The sequence below is a fragment of the Aeromonas sp. BIGb0445 genome (assembly GCF_024809075.1).
GTDB lineage: Bacteria > Pseudomonadota > Gammaproteobacteria > Enterobacterales > Aeromonadaceae > Aeromonas > Aeromonas rivuli.
Genome location: NZ_JANUES010000007.1, coordinates 80,020 through 97,018 on the forward strand (window position 1 = coordinate 80,020; position 16,999 = coordinate 97,018).

A 16,999-nucleotide genomic window follows, 5' to 3' on the forward strand; every position below is an offset into this window, starting at 1 on the left:
GTGATGAAACGGGAGCCGCTGGCTCCCGTTTTTTATGGCTGGAAAAAGTGGCTGGCCATTTGCCGTGGAGCAATTTGGACGGCGTGGGGGAAAACGGCAGCGGCGGATGATGATACGAGCGGCGCTCAGGCAAGAAAAAGGCGACCCAGAGGTCGCCTTGCTGCATTCGGGGCTGGTTTAGCGCGCCTGGGCCAGGGTGCGCAGCACGGCTTCATGAGCCTGATGGGTGCGACTGATGTGGCGCGGGGCGACCAGCACCACATCATTGCCCGCGACGGCGCCCAGGATCTCGGGATTCGCATGACGATCCAGCAGTCGAGCCACCACGGTGGCGGCGCCCGGGGTGGTGTGGATCAGCACCAGCTGGCGGTTATGGTCGACGGAGCGCACCATGTCGTGCACAGAACGGCTGCAACCGGCAGGCTCCAGTTGATCCTCCACTAGCGTGTAAATCTTCTTGCCGCTGGCATTCTGGGCCTTGGCCACGCCGAGACGGCGCAGCAGCCGGGAGATGGTGGACTGGCTGATGTCGGTGAAGCCCTGCTTGGCAAGCTCGTGGCGGATCTCTTCCTGGGTGCTGAAGCAGTGCTGGCCTATGATGCGGCGGCAGGCATCGAGCTGAGCCGTGTCTGTTTCCTGCTCCAACGGGTGGAAATGGGTCTTGACCAAGATGGATGTCCTTTGCCCTTGTCATCAGTGAGATCTATGCCAGGGCGTGACAACACTGGTGGGATCGACTGACAAGAAAGTATCGGGTAGTGGATCCATGGGGCTAACCATGGCTGAGATGGCAAATTATAGCTAAACGACAGCTGCGGGCTGTGACCCGTATCAAAAATGGGCCCCTTGGGGCCCAGTCGAAGATGGAACATTCCTCTTGCCAGGCCCAGTGGCCCGGATATCAGTAACGCTCGCTGACGATATCCTGGGTGAAGGACTTCTCGCAGTATTTGCACTTCATGCGTACCGCACCCTTGACCTCGCGCACGCTGAAGTAGCTATCCACCGGCTCGTTGTGGGAGATGCAGTTGGAGTTGGGGCAGTGGAACACCCCGGTGATGAACTCCGGCAGGGCCAGCTGGTGCTTCTTCACCACGTTGAAGTTTTCGATGATGTTGACGGTCGCATTGGGGGCGAACAGCGCCAGCTGGTTGGCCTGCTGTTCGGTCAGGCGGGTGTTCTCAATCTTGATGAGATCCTTCTTGCCGAGGGCACCGGATTTGAGGTTGAAGCCGACGGTGATCCGCTCCTGGGTCTCGATCAGCTGGAACAGTTTCAGGATCTTGATGCCCTGACCGGCAGGGACGTGGTCGATGACGGAGCCGTGACGGATGGCTTCGACTTGCAGTTGGTTCTTGTCAGGCATGATATTCCCCTCAGACGAATTCATTCAGCACCAGTGTCTGGCGCGCAATAGAGTGACGGATTGCCGCTGGCCGGGCCAGGAAGCGCTCCTTAAACGGTTTCGTTCAGCACCAGAGCAAGCAGTGCCTGGCGCGCATAGACCCCATTTTCCGCCTGCTGGAAGTAGTAGGCGTGAGGGGTCTTGTCGACGGCGACGTCTATTTCGTCAACCCGGGGCAGGGGGTGCAGTATCTTCATGCCCGGCTTGGCGCCGGCCAGGGTACTGAGATCCAGCACGAACTTGGCGGCCATGTGCTTGTATTCGGTCTCGTCGAAGCGCTCTTTCTGGACCCGGGTCATGTAGAGGATGTCCAGCTCCGGCATCACCTCTTCCATGGTCTCGTGCACGCTGAACTGGATGCCCTTCTCTTCCAGCTCTTCGCACAGGTAGTCCGGCATCGCCAGCGCTTCCGGAGAGATAAAGAAGAAGCGGCAGTTGAACAGGCTCAGGGCCTGGGCCAGGGAGTGCACGGTGCGGCCGTACTTGAGGTCGCCGACGAAGGCCACGTTGAGGCCGTCCAGCTTGCCTTGGGTCTCCCGGATGGAGAAGAGATCGAGCAGGGTCTGGGTCGGATGTTGATTGGAGCCGTCACCGCCGTTGATGACAGGCACCCGGGAGAACTCGGAGGCGAGGCGGGCAGCCCCTTCCTTGGGGTGACGCATCACCACGGCATCGGAGTAGGAGCCGATGATCTTGATGGAGTCGGCCAGGGTCTCGCCCTTCTTGGCGCTGGTGTTGCCGCCGTCGGCGAAACCGATGATGTTGCCGCCCAGGCGCTGTACTGCGGTCTCGAAGGAGAGTCGAGTACGGGTGGAGGCTTCGAAGAAACAGCTGGCGACCAACTTGTTGTGCAACAGCTGGGTGTTGGGTTCGGCCTTCAACCGCTGAGCGGTCTCGACCACCAGTTCCATCTCGGCGCGGGTCAGATCCGAGATAGAGATGACGTGTTTGTTATAGAGTGGATTGGTCATCGTCTGCATTCCCTTTGGCATCTATGAAGGTTTTTCTGGCACAAAAAAAAGCCCCTGAAACAGGGGCTCTTCTCAAAATAAGTTGGGGATCTGTGGGTCGGGAACCGGAAACAACGGGGCCGCTCTGGTGCGCTCCACCCGTCTGCAAGGCTGTTTTCTTGTTCAAAAACTGCATCGTCATGTCCCGACCTTTTTCAAAACCGGACAGATTATAGAGTCGCTTTTTGAATTGTCAAAAATTTATTTCTTAGGCACTTTTACGGCAAAAAAACGTTTAACTGTTGCGAATGGGGCGACAAAGCCAGATCTGGTGCAGAGGCTGCTGCGAGGCCCCCTCGAAGGCCATGGCCCGTAAATAGGCGAGCCGATGATGTCCCTCCAGCAGACAATAGGGGGCAGGCATGGCTCGGCCGTCCGGGTACCGGCTCTGCTCATCGGTCGCCAGCACTATGATGGGCTCGGGCCAGCTACCCTGACTCAGCATGTAGTCACCGAGCCAGGAGCGGCGCACGTAACTGTTGTGGTTGAGCAGCTCCTGCCAACGTGCGATCGCCTCCATGTGGCGGGAGCCGACCTGGGTGACAATCTGCGCCGTGGGCCAGGCTTCACACTCGAATCGGTGCTGGGCGAGGTCGATAAAGCTCCAGTTGGACTCAAAACCGCGCCAATGACGGTAAATCCACTGGGCCAGCACATTTTGGGGAATGAAGGGCACCAGCGGGGCGACCCGATCGAGATAGTCGGGCAGGGACTCGGTGTTGCGTTCATCCCTGAAGTTGAGCGGTGCAAGTTGTTGAAGTAATCGGTAATTGAGCATGAGCAGCCTCCTCTTGCCAAGATCCACCCTACCCCCATTAGTGGGCCTTTCCTACCCTGGCAAGGCTGCAAATACAGCAAGTTACCCGGTGAAGTTGTGCAAATAACCCTGAGTTGCTCGTCATTTGTGCAATCGCATCGAAAGTGAGAAAAAAGCCTTTACCTTTGATCCCGGCTTTGTATAATTCGCCTCGTTTGTTGCAGGGGCGTAGTTCCAATTGGTAGAACAGCGGTCTCCAAAACCGATGGTTGCGGGTTCGAGTCCTGCCGCCCCTGCCATTTTTAGAAAGGCCAGCTCATTGAGCTGGCCTTTCGCATTTCTGCGTTTCCTGCTCTCCAGGGCGACCTTGCTCGTTTGTCTCCCCTGACGCCTGCTGCTCACCCCCGGTGTCCCCTGCTTTTCAGGCCAGGTCGCCCTTCGCTCGTCCTTGTTGCCGTTTTCTACCCTGCCGTTTCCGGCAATGGTGCCATCCGTTTCCTTGCGCGACACCACATGGACTGTGCCACCCAGTGCCGGGAGGTTGCGTGAGCGGTTCGTCGGCCTGGCTGCTCCAGCCGCAGGCGGGCGGGCGGCCTCATTGTGCGTTTTGCTCTTCGGTGGGCGTGGTGGCGGGCACCGCCTATTGACCTATCAAAAATTAAGCAGTGGTGGTTCATGGTCGGGTGTTTTCGGTCGATATAGACCACATAAGGTGTGCAGTTTTTATTTGACACCCTCTCTACCGTTATGAGGAGTTTCCATGAACCTTTCCCTTCGCGGCAAGTTGCTGGCGACCAGTTTGGGGGTCGTAGTGCTGACTGTCTGCCTGCTGGGCTCGATCGTCTACTTCAGCCTGAAGAGCCAGACCCTGAATGCCATCGACAGCGAGGCACGCAACTACGCTGGCGCCCACGCGGAAGGGATAGGCAACTGGATGCAGGACAGGCGGGAGAGCCTCAGTGCCCAGGTGGATGTGATTGCCCGGTATCCGGAGGCGGATCTGGTGTCTCATCTGCAGCAGACCCTGCGCTCCGGTGGCTTCGGACTGGCCTACTACGGTTCGACCGAGGGGGTGATGACCCGCAACGACCCTGCCCTCAACAAGGGGGATTATGACCCCAGGGAGCGACCCTGGTATCAGGATGCCGCCAAGGTGGGCGGGCTCATCATCACCGAGCCCTATGTCAGCGTCACCATGCAGCAACTGGTGGTCACTTTGGCCGCGCCCGTGATGCAGCAAGGCAGGCTGGCCGGCGTGGTCGGTGCCAACCTGGCATTGGACAAGTTGATCAAGGACGTGCTGGCCATGAGGGTGCACGGAGATGGCTACGCCATGTTGCTGGACAAGAGCGGCCTCATCGTCGCCCATCCCGACCAGGCGCTGACCCTGAAGCGGAGCCAGGATCTGGATGCCAATCTGGATGTCGCCCATCTGCAAGCCATGAGTCAGCAGGGGTCACTGCAGGAGGTCGAGATAGGCGGCCAGGCCAGCATGGTGCTGGTGCGGGCCATTCCCAATACCGACTGGCTGCTGACCATGGTCATGAAGCGGGATGTATTGCTGGCCCCCCTCGACAGCCTGCTCTGGCAGTTGGTGATGATAGGCGGCGGCCTCTTGCTGCTGTTTGGCCTGATCCTGACCAGCACCTTCAAGTACCTGTTCCAGGATCTGGGCCGGGTGGCGAGCGCTCTCAATGACATCGCCCATGGCGAGGGCGATCTCACCGTCCAGATCCAGACTCGCAGCCAGGATGAGGTGGGCCAGCTTGCCCGCAGCTTCAACCAGTTTGTGGCCCGGTTGCACGGTATCGTCAGCCGGCTGCGGGAGGTGGGTCAGCAACTGGCCGAACAGTCTCGCAGTCAGGCAGCCGGTGCCCAGGCCCGCAGCCAGCAGGTGCGTCAACAGCAGGACGAGATCGTCATGGTGGCGACCGCGGTGACCGAGATGGCGTCAGCCACCCAGGAGATAGCGGGTAATGCCGAATTTGCTGCCACCACCTCGGGGGAGGCGGTCAAGCTGGCCGTCGCCGGTCAGTCCCAAGTCGGTCAGAGTCAGCGCAGCATCACCGGGCTGGCGGACGAGGTGGCCGATGCCAGCCAGATCATCCACGAGCTCGATGCCCACGCCCAGAAGATTAGCGGCATATTGGCCACCATCAGCGGCATCGCCGAGCAGACCAACCTGCTGGCGTTGAACGCCGCCATCGAGGCGGCCAGGGCCGGTGAGCAGGGCCGTGGCTTCGCCGTGGTCGCCGACGAGGTACGGGTGCTCTCCAAGCGCACCCATGACTCCACCGACGAGATTCAACAGATGATAGAGACACTGCAGCAGACCACTCGCCGAGCGGTAAGTGGCATGGAGACCAGTCGTCAGCTGGCGGGCACCAGCGTCGAGGATGCGGAATCGGCCAACCAGAGCCTGAGCCGGATCAACGAGGCCATCGGCACCATCAGCGACATGGCGACCCAGATAGCGGCGGCAGCGGAGGAGCAGACCTCGGTCACCGGCGAGATCAGCCGCAACACCGAAAATATCCGCCATGTCTCCCAGGAGCTGGCCGAGCAGGCGCAGGAAGAGGCGGCTCAGGCCGCCGAGCTCAAGTCGTTGACCGAGCGCCTGGCCGAGGAGTTGGGGCGCTTCCGGCTCTAGGGGCAGACCCTGATGTGACAAAGGCGACCCGGGGTCGCCTTTATTCATCCGGTGTATGGATATTTTGTCACCATGCACCCACTGAATAATGCCGAATTCTGGGCTCGAAACCGGACCGGTCAGGGGCTCAGAGCGGCTTGATCTAGCTGTAGGAGTCGATGTCCCGCTGGTCGCCGTGCCCCTCGTAGAGGGCCTGGGCACCCTGATTGTCGGTGGCGGCGCTCAGGCGGCTTCGGGCTGGGCAGGCAGCCGGTCGCCCGATATTGCACGAACAGGGGAGTGACCCGGGGAGTGTCCGGCGGGGTGGCCTGGAAGATCTTCAAGGTGTGTTCCCGGCCGGATCCTGGCTGACCCAGATAAGCTGGTCGGTGGCAAAGCCCAGCCCCCTGGCCTTGGCGATCAGCGCATCCACCTTGGCCTTTGGCGGCTGGGGGGAGCGGGAGAGGATCCACAGGTAGTCGTGGTTGTAGCTGGTCACCAGGGAGAGCTGGTAGTCGGGGTCCAGATCGATGACGTTGTAGCCGCCGTAGAAGGGGCCGAAGAAGCTCACCTTGAGCCGCGCCTCGGTAGGCTTGTCCACGAAGTAGGCCTTGCCTTCGGCCTCGCGCCAGCTGCCATCGCTCTGCAGGCCGCGGTTGAGCACCTTGACGCCGCCGTCGTCACGCAGGCTGTAGGTGGCGCTCACCCGCTCCAGCCCCCGCTCGAAGCTGTGGTCGAGACGGGCGATTTCGTACCAGGTGCCGAGGTAGCGATCGAGCTGGAAGCCGGTGACGGGGCGGATGCCGTCGGCGAGGCCGGTACAGGCCGTCAGTAGCCAGGCGGTGAGCAGACAAAGCAGTGAACGCATGGGGGATCCCTCTCTGTTAGCCTTCGATGATGTGCAACTGGCCTTCCCGGAAGCGGGAGGCCTGATCCGTCGGCGTGCTGCCGAAGAAGCGCTTGTACTCCCGGCTGAACTGGGAGTTGCTCTCGTAGCCGACCCTGGCCGCCGCCGCTCCCGCCTTGATGCCGTCGTGCAGCATCATCATGCGCGCCTTGTGCAGGCGAAACGACTTGATGTACTGCAGGGGCGAGGTGGCGGTGACCGCCTTGAAGTGGTGGTGGAAGGCGGAGACGCTCATGTTCACCTCCCGGGCCAGCTCCTCCATGGTCAGGGTGTCGGCGTAGCGCGCCTCTATCATACGCAGCACCCGGGCTATCTGGCCCACATGATTGTGACGATTGGCCAGCGCCTGCAGCGCCGGGCCGCCCCCCTCGTGCAGGGCGTAGAACAGCATCTCCCGCACCGTCTGCGGCCCCAGCACCCGGGCGTGGTGGGGCTTGTCCATCAGATCGATCAATCGCTCGGCGGCACAGAACATGTCTTCGGACAGGGGGACAGAGTGCACGCCGCTCTTTTGCACAGCCGGGGCGGGCAGGGAATCCCCCAGCTCCAGCAGCAGTTCTTGCAGGGTGGCGACGTTGATCTCCAGGGAGAAGCCGATGAGGGGCTGCTCGGGGGAGGCGAAGCACTCGCACTCGCAGGGCAGCGGCAGTGTCATCAGCAGGTAGTGGCTGGGGTCGTAGCGAAACACCTGATCCGCCAGATAGCCCACCTTGTGTCCCTGCAATATGACGATCATCCGGGGCTGGTAGAGCACGGGCGTGCGGCCGTGATACTCGGTGGTGTAGATGAGGTTCACCTGATCCACCGGGGAGGGGGTGATGCCCGGGGTGGTGACGTGGCGGGCCAGCCTGGCGGCGAGATCGGCGTAACGGTTGGACATGGTCGCTCCGGGTGGATTCTGATGGTTTGTAGAAATAGGCAAACAATGTGCAGAATGTTGCCTTGATGGTAGGTGTTGTCTGTAGAAAAATGCAATCAACATTTTGCGGCCAGGCCGCCGGACTATCAGAAGAAGGCAATGTCGATGAACAACTTTACTCTCCATACCCCCACCAAGGTGCTGTTCGGCAAGGGCCAGGTGGCCCAGCTGCGCGGCCAGATCCCGGCCGACGCCCGTGTCCTCATCACCTACGGTGGCGGCAGCGTGGTGCGCAGCGGCCTGCTGGCGCAGATCCGCAGCGAGCTGGCGGGCCTGACCCTGTTCGAGTTCGGCGGCATAGAGCCCAACCCGGCTTACGAGACCCTGATGGGGGCGGTCGAGCTGGCCCGTGCCGAGCAGATCGACTTTCTGCTCGCCGTCGGCGGCGGCTCGGTGCTCGATGGCACCAAGTTCATCGCCGCCGCCGCTCACTACGATCTGGCCAGGGAGCCCTGGCACATCCTCGAGACGGTCGGTGGCGAGGTGGCTTCCGCCATTCCCCTGGGCGCCGTGCTGACCCTGCCGGCCACCGGCTCCGAGATGAACATGGGGGCCGTCATCACTCGCAGGAGCAGCGGCGACAAGCAGCACTTCTTCTCGCCGTTGGTGATGCCGCGCTTCGCCGTGCTGGATCCCGTGCTCACCTATACCCTGCCGGCCCGCCAGGTGGCGAACGGCGTGGTGGATGCCTTCATCCACACCCTGGAGCAGTACCTCACCTACCCGGTCAACGCCAAGGTGCAGGATCGCTTTGCCGAAGGCCTGCTGCTGACCCTGGCTGAGGATGGCCCCAAGGCGCTGGTGGAGCCGGAAAATTACGAGGTGCGCGCCAACATCATGTGGAGTGCCACCCTGGCGCTCAACGGCCTGATCGGGGCCGGCGTGCCCCAGGACTGGGCCACCCACATGCTGGGCCATGAGCTGACCGCCCTGCACGGCCTCGACCACGCCCAGACCCTGGCGGTGGTGCTGCCCGCCCTGCTCGCTGCCAAGCGTGAACAGAAGCACGCCAAGCTGCTGCAATACGCCGAGCGGGTCTGGGATCTGCGCAGCGGCAGCGAAGAAGAGCGCATCGACGGCGCCATCAAAGCCACCCGCGACTTCTTCGAGCGGATGGGGGTCAAGACCCGGCTGCGGGACTACGGCCTGGCCGACGCCAATATCGACACCCTGCTGGCCAAGCTCGAAGAGCACGGCATGACGGCGCTCGGGGAACACGGCGACATCGACCTGGTGCAGAGCCGGCATATTTATGAAGCCGCCTGGTAAGGGGAGCATTCACCTTACCACCGCACTAAACGACTGACAGTAGGGGCCGGATCCTGCCATTTTGGCGGGGGATCGGCCCCTTCCTTGTTACGAAACCGTTACTTTTACCCTGTTCACTCCGATATCTGCGATTGGAGTGAATTTCGTAAGAACAAAAAGCGCTAAGATAGAGGGCCAGCAAAACATTTTTTTTGACTGGTTGGATCACTTTTTCCAGTGCTTTTTACTGGTATAAGTCGCTAATTTGGTTTGTTTTTTTAAATCACGGTCCTGGATGGGCTGATTTCTGTACGCGTACCATCCGGACGGCGGTTGTAATAAAACTCCAAAATTTGATACTAATCACCTTCGCACCTGAAAAGCGGGGGCCTGACCATGACAGGAGGTTGCGGAAGAGCCTGCTGATTTTCATAACAAAGAGTCCTTGGCCTGCAATTTGGCCGCGCCTTGTTTCGCGAGAGATGAGACACTAGGTCGCGATTATTTATTAACCATCAGGGAATAGTCATGCAGATTGGAATACCGAGAGAGAGTCTCGCCGGTGAGACCCGGGTCGCAGCGACCCCGGCCACCGTTGAGCAGCTGAAAAAGCTCGGCTTCGAGGTTGCTGTCGAGACTGGCGCCGGCCAGTTGGCCAGCTTCGATGACGCCGCCTTCGAGGCTGCCGGTGCCAGCGTGGTGCCGAACGTCTGGCAAGCCGACCTTATCTTCAAGGTCAACGCCCCGACCGACGCCGAGATCGCCGAAATTAAAGATGGTGCCACCCTGGTGAGCTTCATCTGGCCCGCTCAGAACCCCGAGCTGGTCAAGAAGCTGTCGACACGCAACATCAATGTGATGGCGATGGACATGGTGCCGCGGATCTCCCGTGCCCAATCCCTCGACGCCCTCTCTTCCATGGCCAACATCGGTGGCTATCGCGCCGTGGTCGAAGCGGCGCACCAGTTTGGTCGCTTCTTCACCGGTCAAATCACCGCAGCTGGCAAGGTACCCCCTGCCAAGGTATTGGTGATCGGCGCCGGTGTGGCCGGTCTGGCTGCCATCGGCACCGCCGGTTCCCTGGGCGCCATAGTGCGTGCCTTCGATACCCGTCTGGAAGTGGCCGAGCAGATTGAGTCCATGGGGGGCAGTTTCCTCAAGCTCGACTTCGGCGGCGAAGATGGTGCCTCCAGCGATGGTTACGCCAAGGTCATGTCCGATGAGTTCATCAAGGCCGAGATGGAGCTGTTTGCCCAGCAGGCCAAGGAAGTGGACATCATCATCACCACCGCCCTGATCCCGGGTCGTCCCGCTCCCAAGCTGATCACCAAAGAGATGGTCGACAGCATGAAGCCGGGTTCGGTGATCGTGGACTTGGCAGCGGCCACCGGTGGTAACTGTGAATACACCAAGCCGACCGAGTTGTTCGTGACCCCGAACGGCGTCAAGGTGATAGGTTACACCGACCTGCCTGGCCGCCTGCCTGCCCAATCCTCCCAGCTCTACGGTACCAACCTGGTCAACCTGATGAAGCTGATGTGCAAGGAGAAGGACGGCCAGGTTGCCATCGACTTCGAGGATGTGGTTCAGCGCAACATGACGGTGATCCAGGCCGGTGACGTGACCTTCCCGCCCCCCGCCATTGCCGTCTCTGCCGCGCCGCAAAAACCGGCAGCCGCCCCGCTCAAGAAGGCCGAAGCCAAGAAGCCATCCAACAAGAAGTATGTGTTTGGTGCCCTCGGCATCGCCGCCTTCGGTTGGGTCGCCGCCGTGGCACCTGCCGCCTTCTTGTCCCACTTCACCGTATTTATCCTGGCCTGTGTGGTCGGTTACTACGTGGTGTGGAACGTATCTCACTCCTTGCACACGCCGCTGATGTCGGTCACCAATGCCATCTCCGGCATTATCGTGGTCGGTGCCTTGCTGCAGATTGGTCAGGGTTCGACACTCGTCACCGCGCTCTCGTTTGTCGCCGTGCTGATTGCCAGTATCAACATCTTCGGTGGCTTCACCGTGACTCAGCGCATGCTGAAGATGTTCCGTAAGGATTAAGGGGGTTTAACGTGTCTCAAGGACTGGTAACAGCATCCTATATCGTTGCCGCCGTGCTCTTCATCCTCAGTCTCGCCGGACTGTCGAAGCAAGAAACGGCCAAGCATGGCAACCTGTTCGGTATCGCGGGGATGGCCATCGCCCTCGTCGCCACCGTACTCAACCCGGAAACCAGTGGTGTGCACTGGATCATTCTGGCCATGGTCATCGGCGGCGCCATCGGCGTGCGGCTGGCACTCAAGGTCGAGATGACCGAGATGCCCGAGCTGGTGGCGGTGCTGCACAGCTTCGTGGGCATGGCGGCGGTGCTGGTGGGCTTCAACAGCTTCATCGATCTGCACCCCTCCGCACCGGCGGCTGTCGTGGTCTCTGTCGGTTCCAATCTGGATGCGACTCTGGCCGCGGCCCGGGCGGCGTTCGAGCAGGCGGCCAGTGCCGCTCAGGCCGAGCACCTCACCGGCGCCATGCTGAACATCCACCTGGTGGAAGTCTTCCTCGGTATCTTCATCGGCGCCGTGACCTTCACCGGTTCCATCGTGGCGTTCGGCAAGTTGCGTGGCCTGATCTCCTCCAAGCCGCTGATGCTGCCCCATCGCCACAAGCTGAACCTGCTGGCCGTGCTGGTTTCGCTGGCGCTGATGGTGCACTTCGTCAACGCCGGTGGTTCCACCATGGCGGTGGTGCTGATGACCCTGATCGCCTTCGCGTTCGGCTGGCATCTGGTGGCCTCCATCGGTGGCGCCGACATGCCGGTGGTGGTCTCCATGCTCAACTCCTACTCCGGTTGGGCGGCGGCGGCGGCGGGCTTCATGCTCTCCAACGACCTGCTTATCGTGGTCGGTGCCCTGGTGGGCTCCTCCGGTGCCATCCTCTCTTACATCATGTGTAAAGCGATGAACCGCTCCTTCATCTCGGTCATCGCCGGTGGCTTCGGCTCCGACGGTGTCGCCTCTACGGCTGATCAGGAGATGGGTGAATACCGCGAAACCAACGCCGAAGATGTGGCCGACATGCTGAAGAACGCCAGCTCCGTCATCATCACTCCGGGCTACGGCATGGCGGTGGCGCAGGCCCAGTACCCGGTGGCCGAGATCACCCAGAAGCTGCGGGATCGCGGCGTCAAGGTGCGCTTCGGTATCCACCCGGTTGCCGGTCGTCTGCCAGGTCACATGAATGTGCTGCTGGCGGAAGCCAAGGTGCCGTATGACATCGTTCTGGAAATGGACGAGATCAATGACGACTTCACCGATACCGACGTGGTACTGGTGATCGGTGCCAACGACACCGTCAACCCGGCCGCCATGGAAGATCCGGGCAGCCCCATCGCCGGCATGCCGGTGCTGGAAGTGTGGAAAGCGCAGAACGTCATCGGCTTCAAGCGCTCCATGAACACAGGCTATGCCGGTGTCCAGAACCCGCTGTTCTTCAAGGAGAACACCCAGATGCTGTTTGGCGATGCCAAGGCCAGCGTCGAGGCTATCCTCAAGGCGCTCTGATCCAGGTCACAGCAAGAGTATTCAAGGGGGCCAAGGCCCCCTTTTCTGTGCCTGCCGTTTGGCGTTCTGATGGCGTCGGGCCCTGTGGTGCCTTGCCCTGAGCATGTCTCATCGCCTGACAGACGCCAGGTGGTGGCCTCGTTGAAGTGGATGGCCGAGGGCGATAGCCACTCGGCCCTCACTGCCGATTCCTCAGATTTGATCCCGCCATTATTCCCAGGGCTTGGTTGTGGTAATCGCTCAAAAGTCGGGCATAATGCCTGCCATCACGCCGGGGTTTATCAACTAATTTTTAGTTTTCCCGCAATATTTAGTATGTCGGACATAGAAGAGGCGCCGCGCCAGACCATGGAGCACTTGCAGATGAAGTCACAATGGATCGAATTTATTGCCCTGCTCAAGCGTGAGGTCGTGCCGGCCCTGGGGTGCACCGAACCCATGTCGGTGGCCCTGGCCGCCGCCAATTGCCGCCGTCTGCTGGGCCAGACGCCGCAGCGCCTGAGCGTCTGGGTCAGTGGCAATCTGTTCAAGAACGGCATGGGGGTCGGGGTACCCGGTACCGGCATGATAGGCCTGCCTGTGGCTGCGGCGGTGGGCATCACGGGGGGTAACCCCGATGGTGGGCTGGAGGTGCTCAAGCAACTCACTCCGGCCCAGGTGGAAGCCGCCAAAGCGTTGCTGCCTCTCATCAAGGTCGATGTGAAGGATGTGCCGGACGTGCTCTACGCCGAGGTGCTGGCGGAGGCCGATGGTCACAGTGCCCGGGTGGTGATTTGCACGGATCACACCCGCATCGTGCTGATGGAGAAGGATGGCGAGGTGCTGATGGAGCAAGCCAGCGCCCCCGGGGTGCAGATCCAGCCAGCCAGATCGGCCAAGCCCGCCCTGACCCTGAAGGAGATAGTCGAGTTTTCTCTCGAGGTGCCGCTTGCCGACATTACCTTCATTGGCGAGGCGGCCAGCATGAATCAGGCCCTGGCTGACGAAGGGTTGCAGGGTTATGGCCTGAGCATCGGCAAGATGTTGACCGATCAGGTGGAGCGCAAGCTGCTCTCCGACGATCTGATGACCCTGGCCATGCGACTGTCGTCTGCCGCCTCCGATGCGCGCATGGACGGCGCCATGCTGCCCGCCATGTCTAATTCGGGCTCGGGCAACCAGGGCATTGCCGCCACCATGCCGGTGGTCGCCGCCGCCCGCTTCCTCGCATCGAGCGAGGAGCAGCTGATCCGGGCACTGGTGATGAGCCATCTGGTGGCCATCTACATCAAGATGCATCAGAACAAGCTCTCCGCCCTGTGCGCGGCCAGTACCGCTGCCATGGGGGCGGGATCCGCCATCACCTGGCTGCTGGGCGGCAAGTTCGAACAGATAAGCCACTGCATCAACAACATGATTGGCGATGTTTCCGGCATCATCTGTGACGGCGCCGGCAGTGCCTGCTCCATGAAGGTGTCGACCTCTACCTCGGCGGCGGTCAAATCCTCCCTGATGGCGATCAACAACCTGCGGGTGCCTCAGAGCGAGGGCATCGTCTCGGATGACGTGGATCAGACCATTGCCAACCTGGGTCAGCTATCCAGGAAGGGCATGCTGGATACCGATATCGAGATCATCAACATCATGCGAGCCAAGCAGCGCAACTGAGTCAGTCGTGTGGCGGGGCGCGAGTTGTAGGCTGCTGTGCCCCTACCCGAAGAAGATATTGCCGGGCAGCGTCGTATCGACAGGCAAAAAAAAACCGATGGCCGGGGCCATCGGTTTCTGTTCGGGTAGAGGTGATCAGCCCTTGGCGTGCCGGTTTTCCGGGTAGTTCTTGCCAAGCACTTCGCGGGCGTGCTGGGCCAGAGTTGGCATCTTGAGGGTGTCGTAGGACTCGATCATGATCTCCAGCGCCTCTTCGGTCTCCGGCGTGTCCGGGTAGGTCTCAACCACCTGCTTGGCGCGGTTGGCGGCGGCGATCAGCGCATCACGCTTTACATAATATTTGGCCACGCTCAGATCGTAGCGCGCGAGGCGGTTTTTCAGGCCTATCATGCGCGCACGGGCATCGGCGGCGTAACTGCTGTTCGGATAGTTCTGCAGCAGGGTCTTGAAGTCCTGGAACGCCTGACGGGCATAGGAGGGATCCTTGTCATCCCGCTCTATGCCGAGCTGATCCTGGAAGAAATTGTAATCGCCCGCCATGTTGGTCAAGCCACGCATATAGAAGACGTAATCTATATTTTTGTGCGCCGGATTGAGGCGGATAAAGCGGTCGATATTGGCAGTCGCCTGGGCGGTATCATCCTGCTTGTAATAGGCATAGATGAGGTCGAGCTGCACCTGATTAGAGTAGGCGCCGAAGGGATAACGAGAGTCCAATGCTTCCAATAACTCGATAGCATTCACATAGTTACCGGCATCCAGCTTGAGGCGTGCTTTCTGGTACAGGGTCTCCGGCGGTTCGTCGGGTACCTTGGGTTTGGTGCTGGAACAGCCAGTGATCAGGGTAGCGACCAAGGCGAGCGACATCAGCAGGTGAGACTTCTTTCCCATCAACAACATCCGGTCCATTTCCACGAAATTGGCAAAGTATCCGTTATGCTTGGCTAAAAGAAAAGCTAGAATACCCGGATTATTTCGAATTGAAACCCCCGCTCAAGAGACCATACATGAGCCAGCATATTGAATTAACAGGCGAATTCCAGGATCACCAATTCGGGCAGCGACTCGATCAGGCTCTGGCAGAAATATTTCCCGACTACTCCCGCACCCGGATCAAGGAGTGGATCCTGCAAGACAGAGTGACCCTGGATGGTCAGGTTGCCAACATCCCCCGTGAGAAAGTCATCTCGGGGCAGCAGGTCCATGTCACGGTCGAGCTGGAAGACGACACCCGCTGGGATGCCCAGAATATAGCGCTCAACATCGTTTTCGAAGATGAGCATATTCTGGTGATCGACAAGCCGGCTGGTCTGGTGGTTCACCCGGGGGCAGGCACGCCGGACGGCACAGTGCTGAACGCCTTGCTGCACCTCTATCCCGAGATAGCCGAAGTGCCTCGCGCCGGCATTGTCCACCGTCTGGACAAGGACACCACTGGCTTGATGGTCATCGCCAAGACAATCCCGGCGCAGACCCATCTGGTGGAGGCGCTGCAGGCCCGCCAGATCACCCGTGAGTATGAAGCGGTTGCCATCGGTCACATGACCGCTGGCGGTACCGTGGATGCGCCCATAGGCCGTCATCCTACCCAGCGTACCCACATGGCTGTCATTCCCAATGGCCGTGATTCCGTGACCCACTATCGGGTGCATGAGAAGTTTCGTGGCCACACCCGCCTGCGACTGCGACTGGAAACCGGTCGTACTCACCAGATCCGGGTACACATGGCGCACATCAAGCACCCGCTGGTGGGCGATCCCGCCTACGGTGGTCGCATGCGTCTGCTGCGCAACGGCACCCCCGAGCTGACTGCTGCCCTGCGCGGCTTCCACCGTCAGGCCCTGCACGCCACCATGCTGCAACTGGCTCACCCCATCACCGGCGAAGTCATGCAGTGGCACTCCTCAACGCCGCAGGACATGCTGGATCTGATGGAGGCAATGCGTGCCGATACCCTGGCCAATCCGGATGATCTGATCTGGGGCTAAGCGCGTCGACCAGGCCGGATGATACGGAGTGGTCCAAGAGAGTGCGAAGGGCGGGGTACCCAGTGGGTGCCCCGTTTTTTATGGTATTTTTTCATGATTGATAAGGAGTCAGTGATGGAGACGATAGTACCGAACTGGCCTGCCCCGGCGCGGGTCCGGGCCCTTTCCACCACCCGGGATGGCGGCCTGAGCCAAGGCGCCTTTGCCGGTCTCAACCTGGGGGCCCATGTCGGGGATGACGCTGCCTTGGTCGAGGCCAATCGTGGCTTGTTGCAACAAGCCGCCGGGATCCCGGGTCGGCTCAACTGGCTCAATCAGGTGCACGGCATCGCCGTCCACCCCGTCAGCAACGAATACGACGGGGCACCGGAGGCCGATGCCGCCTGCGCCCACGAGGCGGGGTTGGCCTGCATAGTGATGACGGCCGACTGCCTGCCGGTGCTGCTGTGCGACCGGGCGGGCACCGTGGTGGCTGCCGCCCATGCCGGTTGGCGTGGTCTGCAAAATGGCGTACTGGAGGCCAGCATCAAAGCCATGGGCTGCAAGCCCGCCGAGATACTCGCCTGGCTGGGCCCGGCCATAGGGCCCAGTGCCTTTGAAGTCGGTGGCGAGGTGCGCGACGCTTTTCTCGCCGAGCAGGCCGAAGCCGTTGCCGCCTTCATCCCGTCTGCCAACGAGGGCAAGTGGCTGGCAGATATCTACCAGCTGGCCCGGCTGCGCCTGGCCCGCGCCGGAGTGAGCGCCGTCTATGGGGGCGAGCACTGCACCTTCAGCGACCGCGAGCGTTTCTACTCCTATCGCCGGGATGGCCAGACCGGCCGCATGGCCTCCCTCATTTGGCTGGCAGAGTAGACAGGTGGGCGCTCAGCGAAGCCGGTGAGCGCCCACCTATGAATGCCTGTCCCTCTGGCCGGAACAGCGCACCGGCTCGCCCCTTGCCG

14 protein-coding genes and 1 tRNA gene are annotated in these 16,999 nt (G+C 60.9%); 8 read left to right on the top strand and 7 right to left on the bottom strand.

Going from position 1 to position 16,999, the window contains the following annotated elements:
* Nucleotides 1-177: 177 nt before the first annotated feature.
* The 4 genes from M2367_RS14515 to M2367_RS14530 form a co-directional block, all read right to left on the bottom strand.
* A complete protein-coding gene (locus M2367_RS14515; protein WP_224431487.1) occupies nucleotides 178-669 on the bottom strand; it encodes an arginine repressor in 492 nt (163 codons plus the stop codon).
* A 232-nt stretch (nucleotides 670-901) separates the two neighbouring features.
* Nucleotides 902-1,366, bottom strand: a complete 465-nt coding sequence (gene pyrI / locus M2367_RS14520) for an aspartate carbamoyltransferase regulatory subunit (RefSeq protein ID WP_005890729.1) — start codon at nucleotides 1,364-1,366, stop codon at nucleotides 902-904.
* Between the two features lie 89 nt (nucleotides 1,367-1,455).
* Complete coding sequence (pyrB, locus tag M2367_RS14525) at nucleotides 1,456-2,376, bottom strand: aspartate carbamoyltransferase (RefSeq protein WP_259237101.1); 921 nt, start codon at nucleotides 2,374-2,376, stop codon at nucleotides 1,456-1,458.
* 274 nt (nucleotides 2,377-2,650) lie between these two features.
* Nucleotides 2,651-3,193 (bottom strand): hypothetical protein, encoded by a 543-nt coding sequence (locus M2367_RS14530; protein ID WP_259237102.1) that lies wholly within the window; start codon nucleotides 3,191-3,193, stop codon nucleotides 2,651-2,653.
* Nucleotides 3,194-3,394: 201 nt separating this feature from the next.
* Between M2367_RS14530 and M2367_RS14535 the strand changes: the two genes are divergently transcribed.
* Both M2367_RS14535 and M2367_RS14540 read left to right on the top strand, forming a co-directional pair.
* A tRNA-Trp gene (locus M2367_RS14535) sits at nucleotides 3,395-3,471 on the top strand.
* A 461-nt stretch (nucleotides 3,472-3,932) separates the two neighbouring features.
* Nucleotides 3,933-5,822, top strand: a complete 1,890-nt coding sequence (locus M2367_RS14540; protein WP_259237103.1) for a methyl-accepting chemotaxis protein — start codon at nucleotides 3,933-3,935, stop codon at nucleotides 5,820-5,822.
* A gap of 319 nt (nucleotides 5,823-6,141) precedes the next feature.
* On the opposite strand, the gene M2367_RS14545 is transcribed toward M2367_RS14540, so the two are convergent.
* Together M2367_RS14545 and M2367_RS14550 are read right to left on the bottom strand one after the other, a co-directional pair.
* Complete coding sequence (locus M2367_RS14545) at nucleotides 6,142-6,669, bottom strand: lipocalin family protein (RefSeq protein ID WP_168236008.1); 528 nt, start codon at nucleotides 6,667-6,669, stop codon at nucleotides 6,142-6,144.
* A gap of 16 nt (nucleotides 6,670-6,685) precedes the next feature.
* Nucleotides 6,686-7,588 (bottom strand): AraC family transcriptional regulator, encoded by a 903-nt coding sequence (locus M2367_RS14550; protein WP_259237104.1) that lies wholly within the window; start codon nucleotides 7,586-7,588, stop codon nucleotides 6,686-6,688.
* A gap of 144 nt (nucleotides 7,589-7,732) precedes the next feature.
* Here M2367_RS14550 and yqhD point away from each other — a divergent pair, with 144 nt between their 5' ends.
* The 4 genes from yqhD (at nucleotide 7,733) to M2367_RS14570 (ending at nucleotide 14,070) form a co-directional block, all read left to right on the top strand.
* Nucleotides 7,733-8,896 (top strand): alcohol dehydrogenase, encoded by a 1,164-nt coding sequence (gene yqhD, locus M2367_RS14555; RefSeq protein WP_259237105.1) that lies wholly within the window; start codon nucleotides 7,733-7,735, stop codon nucleotides 8,894-8,896.
* Between the two features lie 507 nt (nucleotides 8,897-9,403).
* Entirely contained in the window at nucleotides 9,404-10,927 is a 1,524-nt protein-coding gene (locus tag M2367_RS14560; protein ID WP_259237106.1) for a Re/Si-specific NAD(P)(+) transhydrogenase subunit alpha, read from the top strand.
* Nucleotides 10,928-10,938: 11 nt separating this feature from the next.
* Nucleotides 10,939-12,423 (top strand): Re/Si-specific NAD(P)(+) transhydrogenase subunit beta, encoded by a 1,485-nt coding sequence (gene pntB / locus M2367_RS14565; protein WP_042042613.1) that lies wholly within the window; start codon nucleotides 10,939-10,941, stop codon nucleotides 12,421-12,423.
* Nucleotides 12,424-12,786: 363 nt separating this feature from the next.
* Nucleotides 12,787-14,070, top strand: coding sequence for a serine dehydratase subunit alpha family protein (locus M2367_RS14570; protein WP_396021404.1), 1,284 nt, complete (start codon nucleotides 12,787-12,789; stop codon nucleotides 14,068-14,070).
* Between the two features lie 135 nt (nucleotides 14,071-14,205).
* On the opposite strand, the gene M2367_RS14575 is transcribed toward M2367_RS14570, so the two are convergent.
* On the bottom strand, nucleotides 14,206-14,961 hold the full coding sequence (locus tag M2367_RS14575; protein ID WP_259237107.1) for an outer membrane protein assembly factor BamD: 756 nt from the start codon (nucleotides 14,959-14,961) through the stop codon (nucleotides 14,206-14,208).
* A gap of 116 nt (nucleotides 14,962-15,077) precedes the next feature.
* Here M2367_RS14575 and rluD point away from each other — a divergent pair, with 116 nt between their 5' ends.
* Together rluD and pgeF are read left to right on the top strand one after the other, a co-directional pair.
* Nucleotides 15,078-16,058, top strand: a complete 981-nt coding sequence (gene rluD / locus M2367_RS14580) for a 23S rRNA pseudouridine(1911/1915/1917) synthase RluD (RefSeq protein ID WP_042042615.1) — start codon at nucleotides 15,078-15,080, stop codon at nucleotides 16,056-16,058.
* Between the two features lie 114 nt (nucleotides 16,059-16,172).
* Nucleotides 16,173-16,910, top strand: coding sequence for a peptidoglycan editing factor PgeF (gene pgeF / locus M2367_RS14585; protein ID WP_259237108.1), 738 nt, complete (start codon nucleotides 16,173-16,175; stop codon nucleotides 16,908-16,910).
* Nucleotides 16,911-16,999: the final 89 nt, after the last annotated feature.